The 13,622-nt window shown below is 57.8% G+C and carries 13 protein-coding genes; 6 read left to right on the top strand and 7 right to left on the bottom strand.

Translation table 11 applies throughout. The annotated features are described in order from the left end of the window. Positions 1-42: 42 nt before the first annotated feature. Both treB and treR read right to left on the bottom strand, forming a co-directional pair. The gene (gene treB, locus ABLV66_RS22850; RefSeq protein WP_348876738.1) at positions 43-1,461 is read right to left on the bottom strand and encodes a PTS trehalose transporter subunit IIBC; all 1,419 of its coding nucleotides are present in this window, start codon (positions 1,459-1,461) and stop codon (positions 43-45) included. A gap of 130 nt (positions 1,462-1,591) precedes the next feature. After that, entirely contained in the window at positions 1,592-2,539 is a 948-nt protein-coding gene (gene treR, locus ABLV66_RS22845) for a trehalose operon repressor TreR (RefSeq protein WP_045394704.1), read from the bottom strand. A 181-nt stretch (positions 2,540-2,720) separates the two neighbouring features. On the opposite strand from treR, the gene mgtL reads away from it, so the two are divergent. The 3 genes from mgtL to ABLV66_RS22830 all read left to right on the top strand — a co-directional run bounded on the left by mgtL (position 2,721) and on the right by ABLV66_RS22830 (position 8,181). Next, positions 2,721-2,774, top strand: a complete 54-nt coding sequence (gene mgtL / locus ABLV66_RS22840; protein WP_219340445.1) for a mgtA regulatory leader peptide MgtL — start codon at positions 2,721-2,723, stop codon at positions 2,772-2,774. Between the two features lie 146 nt (positions 2,775-2,920). Next, positions 2,921-5,629, top strand: a complete 2,709-nt coding sequence (gene mgtA / locus ABLV66_RS22835) for a magnesium-translocating P-type ATPase (RefSeq protein ID WP_348876739.1) — start codon at positions 2,921-2,923, stop codon at positions 5,627-5,629. 158 nt (positions 5,630-5,787) lie between these two features. Then, positions 5,788-8,181, top strand: coding sequence for a beta-N-acetylhexosaminidase (locus ABLV66_RS22830; RefSeq protein ID WP_348876740.1), 2,394 nt, complete (start codon positions 5,788-5,790; stop codon positions 8,179-8,181). Between the two features lie 57 nt (positions 8,182-8,238). Here the strand turns inward: ABLV66_RS22830 and ridA are convergent, their stop codons facing one another. From ridA to ABLV66_RS22810, 4 genes are all read right to left on the bottom strand, one after another. After that, positions 8,239-8,625 carry a 2-iminobutanoate/2-iminopropanoate deaminase gene (ridA, locus tag ABLV66_RS22825; protein WP_020079786.1) on the bottom strand — a complete coding sequence of 129 codons (387 nt, stop codon included), beginning with the start codon at positions 8,623-8,625 and terminating at the stop codon, positions 8,239-8,241. A 73-nt stretch (positions 8,626-8,698) separates the two neighbouring features. After that, complete coding sequence (gene pyrI / locus ABLV66_RS22820) at positions 8,699-9,160, bottom strand: aspartate carbamoyltransferase regulatory subunit (RefSeq protein WP_015368555.1); 462 nt, start codon at positions 9,158-9,160, stop codon at positions 8,699-8,701. 13 nt (positions 9,161-9,173) lie between these two features. After that, positions 9,174-10,109 carry an aspartate carbamoyltransferase gene (gene pyrB, locus ABLV66_RS22815; RefSeq protein ID WP_045394707.1) on the bottom strand — a complete coding sequence of 312 codons (936 nt, stop codon included), beginning with the start codon at positions 10,107-10,109 and terminating at the stop codon, positions 9,174-9,176. A 36-nt stretch (positions 10,110-10,145) separates the two neighbouring features. Further along, entirely contained in the window at positions 10,146-10,253 is a 108-nt protein-coding gene (locus ABLV66_RS22810) for a pyrBI operon leader peptide (protein WP_020079785.1), read from the bottom strand. Positions 10,254-10,444: 191 nt separating this feature from the next. On the opposite strand from ABLV66_RS22810, the gene ABLV66_RS22805 reads away from it, so the two are divergent. Beyond that, positions 10,445-10,897 (top strand): YhcH/YjgK/YiaL family protein, encoded by a 453-nt coding sequence (locus tag ABLV66_RS22805; RefSeq protein ID WP_348876741.1) that lies wholly within the window; start codon positions 10,445-10,447, stop codon positions 10,895-10,897. 54 nt (positions 10,898-10,951) lie between these two features. On the opposite strand, the gene argF is transcribed toward ABLV66_RS22805, so the two are convergent. Next, entirely contained in the window at positions 10,952-11,956 is a 1,005-nt protein-coding gene (gene argF, locus ABLV66_RS22800) for an ornithine carbamoyltransferase (RefSeq protein ID WP_045378488.1), read from the bottom strand. Positions 11,957-12,119: 163 nt separating this feature from the next. On the opposite strand from argF, the gene rraB reads away from it, so the two are divergent. Further along, the gene (gene rraB, locus ABLV66_RS22795; protein WP_015368550.1) at positions 12,120-12,545 is read left to right on the top strand and encodes a ribonuclease E inhibitor RraB; all 426 of its coding nucleotides are present in this window, start codon (positions 12,120-12,122) and stop codon (positions 12,543-12,545) included. 71 nt (positions 12,546-12,616) lie between these two features. Continuing rightward, positions 12,617-13,381, top strand: a complete 765-nt coding sequence (miaE, locus tag ABLV66_RS22790) for a tRNA isopentenyl-2-thiomethyl-A-37 hydroxylase MiaE (protein WP_063415127.1) — start codon at positions 12,617-12,619, stop codon at positions 13,379-13,381. Positions 13,382-13,622 lie beyond the last annotated feature (241 nt).

The raw sequence follows: 13,622 nt of genomic DNA, 5'->3' as shown, positions 1-13,622 counted from the left end.
CTGCGAATATAGGGGGCGCAAGCGGCGCCCCGAAAGAAGACGTTAGATAATCTGCAAGGTGCCCTGACGGTACTTGCGTTGATAAACCACGGTGGTGAGGATAATCGGCACTACCACGGCGATGGCCATCGCCGTGGCGTAGACCTGCCAGTAGCTTGGCTGAATCGACAGGATGCCCGGCAGGCCGCCGACGCCGATGCCATTCGCCAGCACGCCGTTCAGGCCGCAGAGCAGGCCCGCAAGGCCGGATCCGACCATCGCGCACAGCATCGGGAAGCGGTACTTCAGGTTGATGCCGTACATCGCCGGTTCGGTGACCCCGAGATAGGCGGAGATCGCCGCGGGTACCGAGATTTCGCGTTCATTCTGTTTACGGCTGGCAATAATAATGCCTACCACCGCCGACGCCTGAGCAATATTCGACAGCGCAATCAGCGGCCATACCGGCGTGCCGCCCATGCTTTGAATCATCTGCATATCGATAGCGAGGGTGGTCTGATGTACGCCGGTTATCACCAGCGGCGCATAGAGGAAGCCGAACAGCGCGGCGCCGATCGGCGCGAAGCTGCCGGTTAACAAGTGGCGTACCGCGAAGGCCACGCCGTCGCCAATCAGACGACCAAACGGGCCGATAAAAGCGTGAGCGAGGAACACCGCCAGAATCAACGAGCACACCGGCACCACCACCAGATAGAGGTAGTCAGGCACGATACGCTTGAGGCGCGTTTCGATAAAGCCCAGCGCCAGCCCCGCCAGCAGTGCCGGGATCACCTGCGCCTGATAGCCGACTTTCGCAATGGTAAACAGGCCGAAGTTCCACACTTCCGGCACCTGCTGGCCGAGCAGGTAAGCGTTCATCAACTGCGGAGAGACCAGCGTGACGCCAAGCACGATCCCGAGGATCGGCGTGCCGCGCATTTTCTTCACCGCTGACCAGCAGATCCCCACCGGCAGATAGAAGAAGATAGCCTCGCCAATCAGCCACAAGAAGTCATAAATCGTTTTCAACGACGGGTGCATTTGCGCCAGCGTCTGGCCGTTGCTCATCGGCAGATCGCCGATGACGTTACGGAAACCGAGGATCAGACCGCCGCTGATCAGCGCCGGCAGGAGCGGGAAAAAGATCTCGGCAAAGTGCGAGATCAACCGTTCGTGCCACTTCATGTTTTGCCGCGCGGCCTGTTTGGCCTGCTCTTTGTCGGCGGACGCCTGGCCGGTGGTGGCCAGCAGCGCCTTATAGTAATCGCCGACTTCGGTGCCGATGACCACCTGGAACTGCCCGGCGTTAGTGAAGCATCCCTTCACCATGCGCAACTGCTCAATATCTTTCGGTTTGGCGATGGCCGGATCGTTCAGCACAAAGCGCAAACGGGTAATACAGTGGCTGACGGTGGCAATGTTGCCGCGCCCGCCCACCAGTTCGATCAGTTTATCGATGTCCTGCTGGTTTACTTTGCTCATGATGAAGCCTCAAAAACAGAGGGGAGAGATGCCGTTTTTACCTTGCATGCATCCTAACCGTTCCGTTGGGAATGCAAAATGGGAACGTTCCCGAAACTCGGCGAAGATCACATAAATCGCCCGAACGAGATTAATTCAGGGCAGCGGGAATGACGATTTGGCGGGGTTCTGCGTGGCCGGCGATCTGGTCGATCAGCTGCTGCGCCGCCTGGCGTCCGGCTTCGGCGTAGCCGGGATCGACGGTGAGGATCTCCGGATGCAGAAACTTCATCAGCGGCGTGCTGCCGACGCTGGCGAGTTGTAGCGTGTCGATACGCTGTTCCTGTAGATATTTACTGGCGCCGAGAGCGAGAGTATCGGTGGCGCAGACCAGCGCGCGGGTCTCGGGCGTCAGTACGCTGGCAACGCTTTCATAACCCTGCTTCATCGCCAGTCCCGGCAGGGCAGCGGTCGGCGTGAGCTTCTTTTGCGCGCAGAAATCGAGATAAGCCTGATGACGGCGTTCCCCGGTGGTAACGTCGCTGTGCGGCACGCCGAGGAAACTTATATGCCGGTGTCCGCGTTCATAGAGACGCTGCATCAGTAACTTGATCGCGCCATGATCGTCATAACACACCGAAGCGAAGCCGGGAGCGTCGCGCGCCAGCAGCACCAGCGTTTCGCGCCACGGCGCGAGCATCTCCTCGCGAATACCGGTAAAGCCGAACAGTACCACGCCGTCGATATTGCGGCGGGCGAGCATGCCCAGATGTTCTTCCACCAGCGCCGGAGAAAACTGGCTCTCCATCATGATCGGATCGTAGCCCTGCTGATAAAAGGCGGGCAGCATGGTCTGCACCGCTAAATTTTCCGACAGCGAATCCAGACGGGTGACGATAATCGCCACCACCTTATCGCTCTGACCACGCATGGCGCGGGCGGAGCGGGAAGGGGAGAAACCGTGCTGCTGCATCACCGCTTCCACCCGTTCGCGGGTGCGCTCGCTGACGCCGCTTTCGTTATTCAGCACGCGCGACACCGTCGATTTTCCGACGCCGCTTAAACGCGCGATATCTTTGATTGTTAGCCGGTTTTGCATACGAGGTTCTCGCCGTCGTCCGATTTGAGTGAGTCTAATGCTACTCAACGAATCCTCAATGAGCAAAGACTGGTTGAGGTCCGGTTTAGTTGCCGGACGGTATGATAGCCATAATAGCCACAAATAGTTTCCTGGTCGCGGTATACTCCGCGCCGTCTTGAGTTACTTACCGGAGAATTTTATGGACCCCGATCCCACTCCTCATCCTCGATGGAGCAACCTTTCTTTCCGGTAAGCCTGTTTAGCACTGCTTTACCGGAAAGCGTAAAGCAGTGACGTCCACGATGTCCCTGCCCTATAAAAATAATGCCTGACAGGTAAGGCTTTGCCACGCCTGTTGGCAACGCTGCGTTCGCTCGCGCGAGCGCGGAGGGACTGTTTATGCTGAAAAATTTTACCCGGCAGCTGTTCGCGCAGCTTAGCCGTCATTTACCCCATCGTTTGATCCAGCGCGATCCGCTGCCCGACGCCCGTAACCTGGCCAGCGCGCCGATCCCGGATTCACTCGGCAAGCGCTGTCTGGACGTGGCGGCCATGGATGAGCATGAAATCTGGCGCGCGTTCGACAGCCACCCTGAAGGGCTGAACGACGTCGAAGTGGCGGCGAAAATCGCCCTGCACGGCGATAACCAAATCCCGGTGCAGAAGCCGTCGCCGTGGTGGGTTCATCTGTGGACCTGCTATCGCAACCCGTTCAACCTGCTGTTGACGGTGCTCGGCATCGTCTCCTATTCCACTGAAGATTTGTTCGCCGCGGGCGTTATCGCGCTGATGGTCGGCATCTCGACGCTGCTTAACTTCATCCAGGAAGCGCGCTCGACCAAAGCGGCGGATGCGCTGAAGGCGATGGTCAGCAATACCGCCACGGTGCTGCGGGTTATCAACGAGCAGGGCGAGAGCCGCTGGCTCGAACTGCCTATCGACCAACTGGTGCCGGGCGATATCGTCAGGCTGTCGGCGGGAGATATGATCCCGGCGGACCTGCGCATCATTGTGGCGCGCGACCTGTTTGTCGCTCAGGCCTCGCTGACCGGTGAATCGCTGCCGGTTGAAAAAGTCGCGCGCACCCGCGATCCGCTACAAACCAATCCGCTGGAATGTGACACCCTGTGCTTTATGGGGACCAACGTGGTGAGCGGCTCGGCGCAGGCCATCGTCTACGCCACCGGCGGCAACACCTGGTTCGGCCAGCTTGCCGGGCGCGTCAGCGAGCAGGAAAGCGAGCCGAACGCCTTTCAGAAAGGCATTAGCCGGGTCAGCATGCTGCTGATCCGCTTTATGCTGGTGATGGCGCCGGTGGTGCTGTTGATCAACGGCTACACCAAAGGCGACTGGTGGGAAGCGGCGCTGTTCGCGCTGTCGGTGGCGGTCGGCCTGACGCCGGAGATGCTGCCGATGATCGTCACCTCGACGCTGGCGCGCGGGGCGGTGAAGCTGTCAAAACAAAAGGTGATCGTCAAACACCTCGACGCCATTCAAAACTTTGGCGCGATGGATATCCTCTGCACCGATAAAACCGGCACCCTGACCCAGGACAAAATCGTGCTGGAGAACCACACCGATGTTTCCGGTAAATCCAGCGAGAGAGTCCTGCACACCGCCTGGCTCAATAGCCATTACCAGACGGGGCTTAAAAACCTGCTCGACACCGCGGTGCTGGAAGGCGTGGAGCTGGATGCCGCTCGCGGTCTCGCGGAGCGCTGGCAGAAGGTGGATGAGATCCCGTTCGACTTCGAACGTCGCCGCATGTCGGTGGTGGTGAAAGAGCAGGACGACGCGCATCAGCTGATCTGTAAAGGGGCGCTGCAGGAGATCCTCAACGTCTCGACCCAGGTGCGCTACAACGGCGAAATCGTACCACTGGACGACACCATGCTGCGCCGTATTCGCCGGGTGACCGATACCCTGAACCGTCAGGGGCTGCGAGTGGTGGCGGTGGCGACCAAATACCTGCCGGCGCGGGAAGGCGACTATCAGCGTGCGGATGAGTCCGACCTGATCCTCGAAGGCTACATCGCCTTCCTCGATCCGCCGAAAGAGACTACCGCCCCGGCGCTGAAAGCGCTGAAGGCCAGCGGCATTACGGTAAAAATCCTCACCGGCGACAGCGAACTGGTGGCGGCGAAAGTGTGTCATGAAGTGGGGCTGGATGCGGGCGAAGTGGTGATTGGCAGCCAGATTGAAGCCATGAGCGACGACGAACTGGCGGCGTTGGCGAAACGCACCACGCTGTTCGCGCGCCTGGCGCCGCTGCATAAAGAGCGCATCGTGACGCTGCTGAAACGCGAAGGTCACGTGGTGGGCTTTATGGGCGACGGTATTAACGACGCCCCGGCGCTACGCGCGGCGGATATTGGCATTTCCGTTGACGGCGCGGTAGATATCGCCCGCGAGGCGGCGGATATCATTCTGCTGGAAAAAAGCCTGATGGTACTGGAAGAGGGGGTTATCGAAGGCCGCCGCACCTTCGCCAACATGCTCAAGTACATCAAAATGACCGCCAGCTCCAACTTCGGCAACGTCTTCAGCGTGCTGGTGGCCAGCGCCTTCCTGCCGTTCCTGCCGATGCTGCCGCTGCACCTGTTGATTCAGAACCTGCTGTACGATGTCTCCCAGGTGGCGATTCCGTTTGATAACGTCGACGATGAGCAGATCCGTAAACCGCAGCGCTGGAACCCGGCCGATCTCGGGCGTTTTATGGTCTTCTTCGGGCCGATCAGCTCTATTTTCGATATCCTCACCTTCAGCCTGATGTGGTGGGTGTTCCACGCCAATAGCGTCGAGATGCAGACCCTGTTCCAGTCCGGCTGGTTTATTGAAGGGCTGCTGTCGCAGACGCTGATTGTGCATATGATCCGTACCCGCCGCATTCCGTTCGTCCAGAGCCGCGCCGCGTGGCCGCTGTTCGTGATGACGCTGCTGGTGATGGCGGTGGGTATCGCGCTGCCGTTCTCGCCGCTGGCGGGCTACCTGCAGCTGCAGGCGCTGCCGCTCAGCTATTTCCCATGGCTGGTGGCGATTCTGGCGGGTTACATGGTGTTGACCCAGACCGTTAAAGGCTTCTACAGCCGTCGTTACGGCTGGCAGTAGAGGTTTAGCCCCTTTGCCGCCGGGCAGAGGGGCTTACCGGTATTTCTCTTAAATCTCATCAAGTTGTGAAGCCCGTCATCGCCATGTATTGACGCAATTTTGTGCGCATGTTAACCCAATGTTTTGCTTTTTTTGGCCCGTCATAAAAAGGAACATTGATGATTAACACCGTGCGTTACAGTCTGCTGACCAGCGGAATATTACTGAGCAGCATGGCGCTTGCCGCCCCGGCGGGCGATCTGCCGCTGATGCCGTGGCCCGCTCATGTGGAGCGCCCGCAGGCGCAGGGGGCGTTGGCGCTAAATAATCAGCTGACGATCAACGTCAGCGGCGACGATCTTGGCGAAGCGGCGAACCGCTGGCGCGAACGTCTTGCGCGGCAAACCGGCTGGACGCTCCAGCCGCAGACGGCGCCGGCGAAAAGCCCAACCATTAACGTGATCGTCAGTAAAAAAGTGCCTTTCCTGCCGCAGCCGGATAGCGACGAAAGCTATCAGCTAACCGTTAACGCAGACGGCGCGACCCTGAAAGCCAATACGCGTTTTGGCGCGCTGCGCGGCATGGAAACGCTGCTACAGCTGGTACAAAACGGTCCTGACGGCACCACCATTCCTTATGTCGCCATTGACGATGCGCCGCGCTTCCCGTGGCGTGGACTGCTGCTGGATTCCGCCCGTCACTTTATGCCGCTGTCGGCGATCAAACGGCAGATTGACGGTATGGCGGCGGCGAAGCTTAACGTACTGCACTGGCATCTGACCGACGATCAGGGCTGGCGTTTCGCCTCCAGCCGCTATCCGAAGCTGCAGCAGCAGGCCAGCGACGGCCTGTTTTATACCCAGGCGCAGATGAAAGACATTGTGCGTTACGCGGCTGAACGCGGTATTCGCGTGGTGCCGGAAATCGATATGCCGGGCCACGCCTCGGCGATCGCCGTGGCTTATCCGGAACTGATGAGCGCGCCGGGGCCGTACGCGATGGAGCGCCACTGGGGCGTGCTGAAACCGGTACTCGACCCAACAAAAGAGGCCACCTACGCGTTTGCCGAGGCGATGGTCAGCGAACTGGCGGCTATCTTCCCCGATCCGTATCTGCATATCGGCGGTGATGAAGTCGATGACAGCCAGTGGCGCGCCAATCCGGTCATTCAGAAATTCCTCAAAGAGAAGGGGCTGGCGGACAGCCACGCGCTACAGGCGTACTTCAACCGGCGCCTGGAGAAGCTGCTCGAGAAACATCACCGGCAGATGGTCGGCTGGGATGAGATCTACCACCCTGATTTACCGAAGAGCATTCTGATCCAGTCCTGGCAGGGGCAGGACGCATTAGGCGACGTCGCCAAACACGGCTATCGCGGTATTCTCTCCACCGGTTTTTACCTCGACCAGCCGCAGTACACCGCCTATCACTATCGTAATGAAATTATCCCGCAGGGGCTTAACGGCGTGGATACGATTACCGATAGCGACAGCGCCCAGAGCTGGCAGTTTTCGATGCCGCGGCTGAAGGGCAGCGCGGTTGAGGGCAGCTTTACGCTGGTAAAAGGCGATAGCGGCTGGCGGGGATTTATTGATTTTAAAGGTAAATCACGGCGTGCCGTGCAGGAGATTGAATGGCTCGGCGACAATCAGGTCACGTTCCGCGTCGATACCTGGATGGGCGAAACCCGCCCGGTGCTGACCATTAACGATGACAAGCTCGCAGGTTACTTCCTGCTTGGCAACACCCGTTATCCCATTGACGGCAAGCGGCTGGATGCCGTGCCGCAGGGCATTCAGCCGACGCTGCCCGACGCGCAGCAACAGAAGAATCTGCTGGGCGGTGAGGCGGCGCTGTGGGCGGAGAACGTCGCCGCGCCGGTCATCGATATCAAGCTGTGGCCGCGCGCTTTTGCAGTAGCGGAGCGTCTGTGGTCGGCCGAGGACGTCAAAGACAGCGACAATATGTATCAGCGCCTGCAGGCGATGGACAGCTGGTCAACGGTCTCCGTCGGCCTGCAGCAGCACACTCAGCAGTTGGAGCAGTTCACCCGGCTGGCGAACAGCAGCCATACGCTGGCGTTGCAGATCCTCGCCGAGGCGCTGGAGCCGGCGCATTACTACACCCGTCAGCATCTCAAGTTCCAGGCGAACAATTACCATCAATTTGAACCGCTTAACCGGCTGGCCGATGCGTTACCGGCGGAGAGCGACACCGTACGCAGCCTGAACCAGTGGGCGGAGCGGCTGATCAGCGATGCCGAAGACACCGAGAGCGCCGATGCGCTGCGCCACGTCTTTACCCGCTGGCAGAACAACAGCGGCGATGCGCTGGCGCTGACCGACAATAACTATCAGCTGGCGGCGATTAAACCGGTGGTGCAGCAGGTTGATAAGCTGGCGAGCCTCGGGCTGCGCTTGACCGATCTGGTTGCGCGGCAGGGAACGCTGGACGATAAAGAGTACGCCTCAATCCAGGCGCAGCTGGATACGGCGGCGAAAACCCAGGATGAGCTGGTGATTGCGGCGGTCTATCCGCTGGAGAAACTGCTGCGGGCAACGAAGATAAAATAGGGCATTTCCCTCACCCCGCGGATGGCGCAAGCGCCTGGGGTGAGGGCAGAGAAGCGATTAGCGACGGATCGCGATAGCTTCAATCTCAATCTTCACGTCTTTCGGCAGACGCGCGACTTCTACGCAGGAACGCGCCGGGAAAGTGGCGTTATGCTCGGTGAAGAACGCTTCATACGCGGCATTCACGGTGGCGAAATCGTTCAGATCTTTCACGAAAACGGTGGTTTTCACGATATCGCCCACTTTCAGGCCAGCGGCTTCAACGATAGCTTTTACGTTGTCCAGGGACTGACGCGCCTGCGCGGCGACATCTTCCGGCACGCTGCCGGTTTTCGGGTCTACTGGGATCTGGCCGGAAGTGATGATCATGCTACCCAGATCAACACCTTGTACATATGGGCCGATAGCTGCTGGTGCCTTTTCCGTCGCAATAGTTTTGCTCATAATATCTCCAGATGAACTGCAGTAATTAGGTCGTAGCCATTATAGGGAGGGCCGGTATTAATACCAACCGCAATTAGTTGGCCAGCACCACATAATGGGAAAACTCTTTTTCACAGTATTTGCATTTGAGTGCAATGTCATCGGCGCGTTTTTTCACTGCGAAACTCGACGAAACCGGCTCAGCGTGACTGATGCAGTTGCTATTCGGACAGACCAGCACGCTATTGATGCGCTCCGGCAGGCTCGGGCGGGATTTGCCCACCACTTCGTAATCATCGATACGGTTAACCGTCGCGTCCGGCGCATACAGCGCCAGCTGATTGACCTGCTCATCGGTCAGGAAGGTATTCTCGATTTTAATCAAATCTTTACGGCCCATCTCGCCGGATGGCAGGTTCAGGCCGATGGTGATGCGCTGGTCGGTTTCGGTCAGCTTGAACAGGGTCAACAGTTTGAAGCCGACCTGGGCCGGGATATGGTCGATCACGGTGCCGCGCTTAATGGCTTCTACCTGCAGTTTATTGTCGTGTGTCATCTTTCATTCCCCCTTACTGTGCCAGCTCGCTATTCAATACCAGTGCCAGTAACGCCTGGCGGGCGAAGATGCCGTTGCCTGCCTGCTGGAAGTACCAGGCGTGCGGCGTTTTATCGACATCGGTGGTGATTTCATCAACGCGCGGCAGCGGGTGCAGCACTTTCATGTTGGCGCGCGCGCCTTCGAGATCCGCGGCGCGCAGTATGAACTGCGCCTTCACGTTGGCGTATTCCGACGGGTCCAGACGCTCTTTCTGCACGCGCGTCATATACAGAATATCGACCTCTGCCATCACTTCGTCGATGGCGCTATGCAGGCTCCAGGCGATGCCTTTTTCATCCAGCATATCGAGAATATATTGCGGCATCGCCAGCGCGTCCGGGGCGATGAAGTAAAAGCGGTTGCCGTTGAATTTGGCCAGCGCCTGGGTCAGCGAGTGTACGGTACGGCCATATTTCAGGTCGCCGACCATCGCGACATTAAGATTCTCAAGGCGGCCCTGAGTTTCCTGAATGGTGAACAGGTCGAGCAGGGTTTGTGTCGGATGCTGATTGGCGCCGTCGCCGGCGTTGAGAATCGGCACGCCGCCGGAGAATTCGGTTGCCAGACGCGCGGCGCCTTCTTGCGGATGGCGCATCACGATAGCGTCGACGTAGGTGCTGATAACCGAAATGGTGTCGGCCAGGGTTTCGCCTTTCTTACCGAGCGAGGTGTTGCTGCTGTCGGAGAAGCCGACCACGCTGGCGCCGAGGCGGTGCATGGAGGTTTCAAAAGAGAGACGAGTACGAGTGGAGGCTTCAAAGAAACAGCTGGCGATAACCTTATGCTTCAGCAGCTCGGGTTGCGGATTGGCTTTCAGCTTTGCGGCCGTCGCCAGCACCAGTTCGAGGTCTTCGCGGCTGAGATCGTTTATGGAAATGATATGTTTTTGATATAGCGGGTTAGCCATGCTTATCTCCTGACGCCTGAGCAAAAAAAAAGCCCCTTAAATAAGGGGCTTCGAGAATTCATTGAGCAACGGAAAGAAAAACGCCAGGCCAGCGCCTGCTTTCAGACGCGGTAAGACACAGCAATGTCGTACGCAATTGACCATATTTCCTCCCGGCAAAACGGCTGGCATTATACGCAGCTTTGATGAGCAATCAAGCGATTAATCCACAATCAGGGAAACGTTTGCCTGCGAAGGCTGCGCCAGCGCAAAAAACCGCGATAAAAATGTGGTCTGGCAGTGGTAAGCGGCGTATAAAACAAAAATGAAAAGCTGTTTTATATTTGAGGGCTCTTATGATTATCGGCAATATTCATCATCTGCAATCCTGGCTGCCAGACGCGCTGCGTCAGGCGATTGAGCATGTTAAGGCTCACGTCAACGAGGCGACGCCGCTCGGCAAGCACGATATCGACGGCAACAATCAGTTCTATCTGATTTCTGAAGACAGCACCGAACCGCAGGCCGAGCGTCGCGCCGAGTATCACGCCCGCTATCTGGATATCCAGATTGTGCTGCGCGGTCAGGAAGGGATGACTTTCAGCACCTTACCGGCAGGCGAGCCGCAGACTGACTGGCTGGCGGACAAAGACATCGCCTTCCTCGCCGAGGGAGCGCAGGAGAAAACCGTTATCCTTAACGAGGGGGATTTTGTGGTGTTTTATCCAGGCGAAGTGCATAAACCGCTATGTGCCGTCGGGGCGCCGGCGAAGGTGCGCAAAGCGGTGGTAAAGGTATTGATGGCTTAAAACGGGTAGCCCGGATACGCGTAGCGCTATCCGGGAACCTACCGTGATTAATGGTTATTTTCCAAGCGTCGCCACCATCACCGCTTTGATGGTGTGCATACGGTTTTCCGCCTGATCGAAGACGATGCTCGCCGGCGATTCAAAGACTTCATCGGTCACTTCCATGCCGCCGTGCAGTCCATACTCCGCCGCCATCTGTTTGCCGAGAATGGTCTGGTCATCGTGGAACGCGGGCAGACAATGCAGGAATTTCACCTGCGGGTTGCCGGTCAATTGCAGCATGGCTTTATTCACCTGGTAACCGCGCAGCAGGGCGATACGCTCCGCCCATTTCTCTTTCGCCTCGCCCATCGACACCCACACGTCGGTATAAATGAAATCGGCGCCTTTTACGCCCGCGGCGATATCTTCCGTCAGGGTAATATTGCCGCCGTGCTTTTTCGCCAGCGCAGTGCATTCCGCCACTAAACCTTCATCCGGCCAGCAGGCTTTCGGCGCCACCAGACGCAGATCCAGCCCGGTCAGCGCGGCGGCTTCCAGCATGGAGTTACCCATGTTGTTACGCGCGTCGCCGGCGTAGACCAGCGTCATTTCATTAAATGCCTTACCCGGCAGGTGCTCTTGCATGGTCAGCAGGTCGGCCAGGAGCTGCGTCGGGTGGAATTCATCGGTCAGGCCGTTCCACACCGGCACGCCGGCATACTCCGCCAGGGTTTCCACCAGCTCCTGGCCGTAGCCGCGATACTGAATACCGTCATACATGCGGCCCAGCACGCGGGCGGTATCTTTCATGGATTCTTTGTGGCCGATTTGGCTTCCGCTGGAACCGAGATAGGTCACGCGGGCGCCCTGGTCGTAAGCGGCAACTTCGAAAGAGCATCGTGTGCGGGTTGAGTCTTTTTCGAAGATGAGCGCGATGTTTTTGCCCTTCAGTTTCTGGGCCTCGATGCCGTTTTTCTTATCGGCTTTTAATTGCGCGGCCAGGTCGACAAGGCCGGTAATTTCTGCAGCAGTAAAATCCAGTAATCTCAAGAAATGCTTCTGATATAACGCGGACATAATTCCCTCACCTGGCAAACGCCACCATTGAATTAAAATTCACTTTATATGTATGAATATTCATTTGCAACCCCGAGTTAGAAATCTTTTACACAGAAGGTGGAGGCAATCACGGCGGTATGTGACAATAGGAGTATCTGCCGCACATTATGAGGAACGAGCCATGGCAAACCCGGAACTACTGGAAGAACAGCGTGAGGAAACGCGTCTGATTATCGAAGAGCTGCTGGAAGATGGCAGCGATCCGGACGCGCTGTATACCATTGAGCATCATCTCTCTGCCGATGATTTCGAAACGTTGGAAAAAGTGGCGGTAGAGGCCTTCAAGATGGGTTATGAAGTCACCGAGCCGGAAGAGCTGGAAGTCGAAGAAGGCGAAGTGGTGATCTGCTGCGATATCCTGAGCGAAAGCGCGCTCAACGCCGATCTGATCGACGCCCAGGTTGAACAGCTGATGAACCTGGCGGAAAAATTCAACGTTGAGTACGACGGTTGGGGTACCTACTACGAAGACCCGAACGGCGAAGACGATGACGGCGAAGATGACGAAGATTTAATTGACGAAGACGACAACGGCGTACGCCACTAAGTCGTCAACGGATACGGCGGCGTCTGCCGCCGTATATACCCGTCCTGATTAGGGTATAGCCTGGAGCTTTAATGGATTACCCGCAAATACTCTCCCCGATTTTAGCATTTCTTCACTGTCCTACGCCGCAGGCGTGGATTGACGAAGCCCGTAAACCGGAAAACCTGCCGCTGCTGCTGACCGACCATATGGTATGCGAGCTGAAAGCGGCGCAAAACGCCATGCTGCTGGTACGCCGCTACGTCGCCGATAAAGACGGCGCCGACGAGCTGCTGGAATGCCTGAAACCGTACGAAGACTTTACCTATCGCCGTGGGCCGGAGCCGGATTTTGTCGCTCTGCATAAACGGATCAACAAAAGCGCTATGCCGCGAACCAACGACCCGTGGAGCAGCCAGTTGCTCGACAGCATGATTCTGTTGATCAAAGAGGAGCTGCATCACTTCTGGCAGGTGCGTGAGATCATGCTGGCGCGGGATATCCCTTACGTCAAAATCACCGCCAGCAACTATGCCCGCGGTATGCGTCGGGAGGTGCGATCGCACGAGCCGGTGATGCTGATCGATAAGCTGATTTGCGGCGCTTATATCGAAGCGCGTTCCTGCGAGCGTTTTGCCGCGCTGGCGCCGTGGCTGGATGATGATTTACAGAAGTTTTATCTGTCGTTGCTGCGCTCCGAGGCCCGTCATTATCAGGACTACCTGGACCTGGCGCAGAAGATAGCGGGGGAAGATATCAGCGAGCGGGTGCGCCAGCTTGGCGAGGCGGAAGCGGCATTGATTCTCCGCCCGGAGCCCGAGTTCCGCTTTCACAGCGGCGTACCGACGGCGCCGTAGTCAGCGATTTTCGGACCCGGTAGCCACTAATACTGGCAGTTTCAGTAGTCATGGGGAGAGATAGCGTTGAGAGCTTCAGCTCGTAATGGTACGGGCCGTAGGTCGGGTAAGGCGTTAGCCGCCACCCGACAAAAAATGGCACCGCGAGCCCGGGACATCCCCCGGCTAGCGCTACGCTTAGCCGGGCTACCGAACTGTAGCCCCGCTAAGCGTAGCGCTATCGGGGACGACTGCGCTATCG

This window comes from Klebsiella sp. CN_Kp073, from assembly GCF_040065495.2.
GTDB lineage: Bacteria > Pseudomonadota > Gammaproteobacteria > Enterobacterales > Enterobacteriaceae > Klebsiella > Klebsiella aerogenes.
The sequence above is the reverse complement of the archived record's forward strand: the minus strand, read 5'-3'. Positions and strand labels throughout refer to the sequence as shown.

Excerpts from the sequence above, each read along its gene's own strand:
- miaE (WP_063415127.1), top strand. The coding sequence starts at position 12,617 with ATGGATTACCCGCAAATACTCTCCCCGATTTTAGCATTTCTTCACTGT.
- argF (WP_045378488.1), bottom strand. The coding sequence starts at position 11,956 with ATGTCCGCGTTATATCAGAAGCATTTCTTGAGATTACTGGATTTTACT.
- ABLV66_RS22805 (WP_348876741.1), top strand. The coding sequence starts at position 10,445 with ATGATTATCGGCAATATTCATCATCTGCAATCCTGGCTGCCAGACGCG.
- mgtA (WP_348876739.1), top strand. The coding sequence starts at position 2,921 with ATGCTGAAAAATTTTACCCGGCAGCTGTTCGCGCAGCTTAGCCGTCAT.
- pyrB (WP_045394707.1), bottom strand. The coding sequence starts at position 10,109 with ATGGCTAACCCGCTATATCAAAAACATATCATTTCCATAAACGATCTC.
- rraB (WP_015368550.1), top strand. The coding sequence starts at position 12,120 with ATGGCAAACCCGGAACTACTGGAAGAACAGCGTGAGGAAACGCGTCTG.
- ABLV66_RS22830 (WP_348876740.1), top strand. The coding sequence starts at position 5,788 with ATGATTAACACCGTGCGTTACAGTCTGCTGACCAGCGGAATATTACTG.
- ABLV66_RS22810 (WP_020079785.1), bottom strand. The coding sequence starts at position 10,253 with ATGGTCAATTGCGTACGACATTGCTGTGTCTTACCGCGTCTGAAAGCA.
- ridA (WP_020079786.1), bottom strand. The coding sequence starts at position 8,625 with ATGAGCAAAACTATTGCGACGGAAAAGGCACCAGCAGCTATCGGCCCA.
- treR (WP_045394704.1), bottom strand. The coding sequence starts at position 2,539 with ATGCAAAACCGGCTAACAATCAAAGATATCGCGCGTTTAAGCGGCGTC.
- treB (WP_348876738.1), bottom strand. The coding sequence starts at position 1,461 with ATGAGCAAAGTAAACCAGCAGGACATCGATAAACTGATCGAACTGGTG.
- pyrI (WP_015368555.1), bottom strand. The coding sequence starts at position 9,160 with ATGACACACGACAATAAACTGCAGGTAGAAGCCATTAAGCGCGGCACC.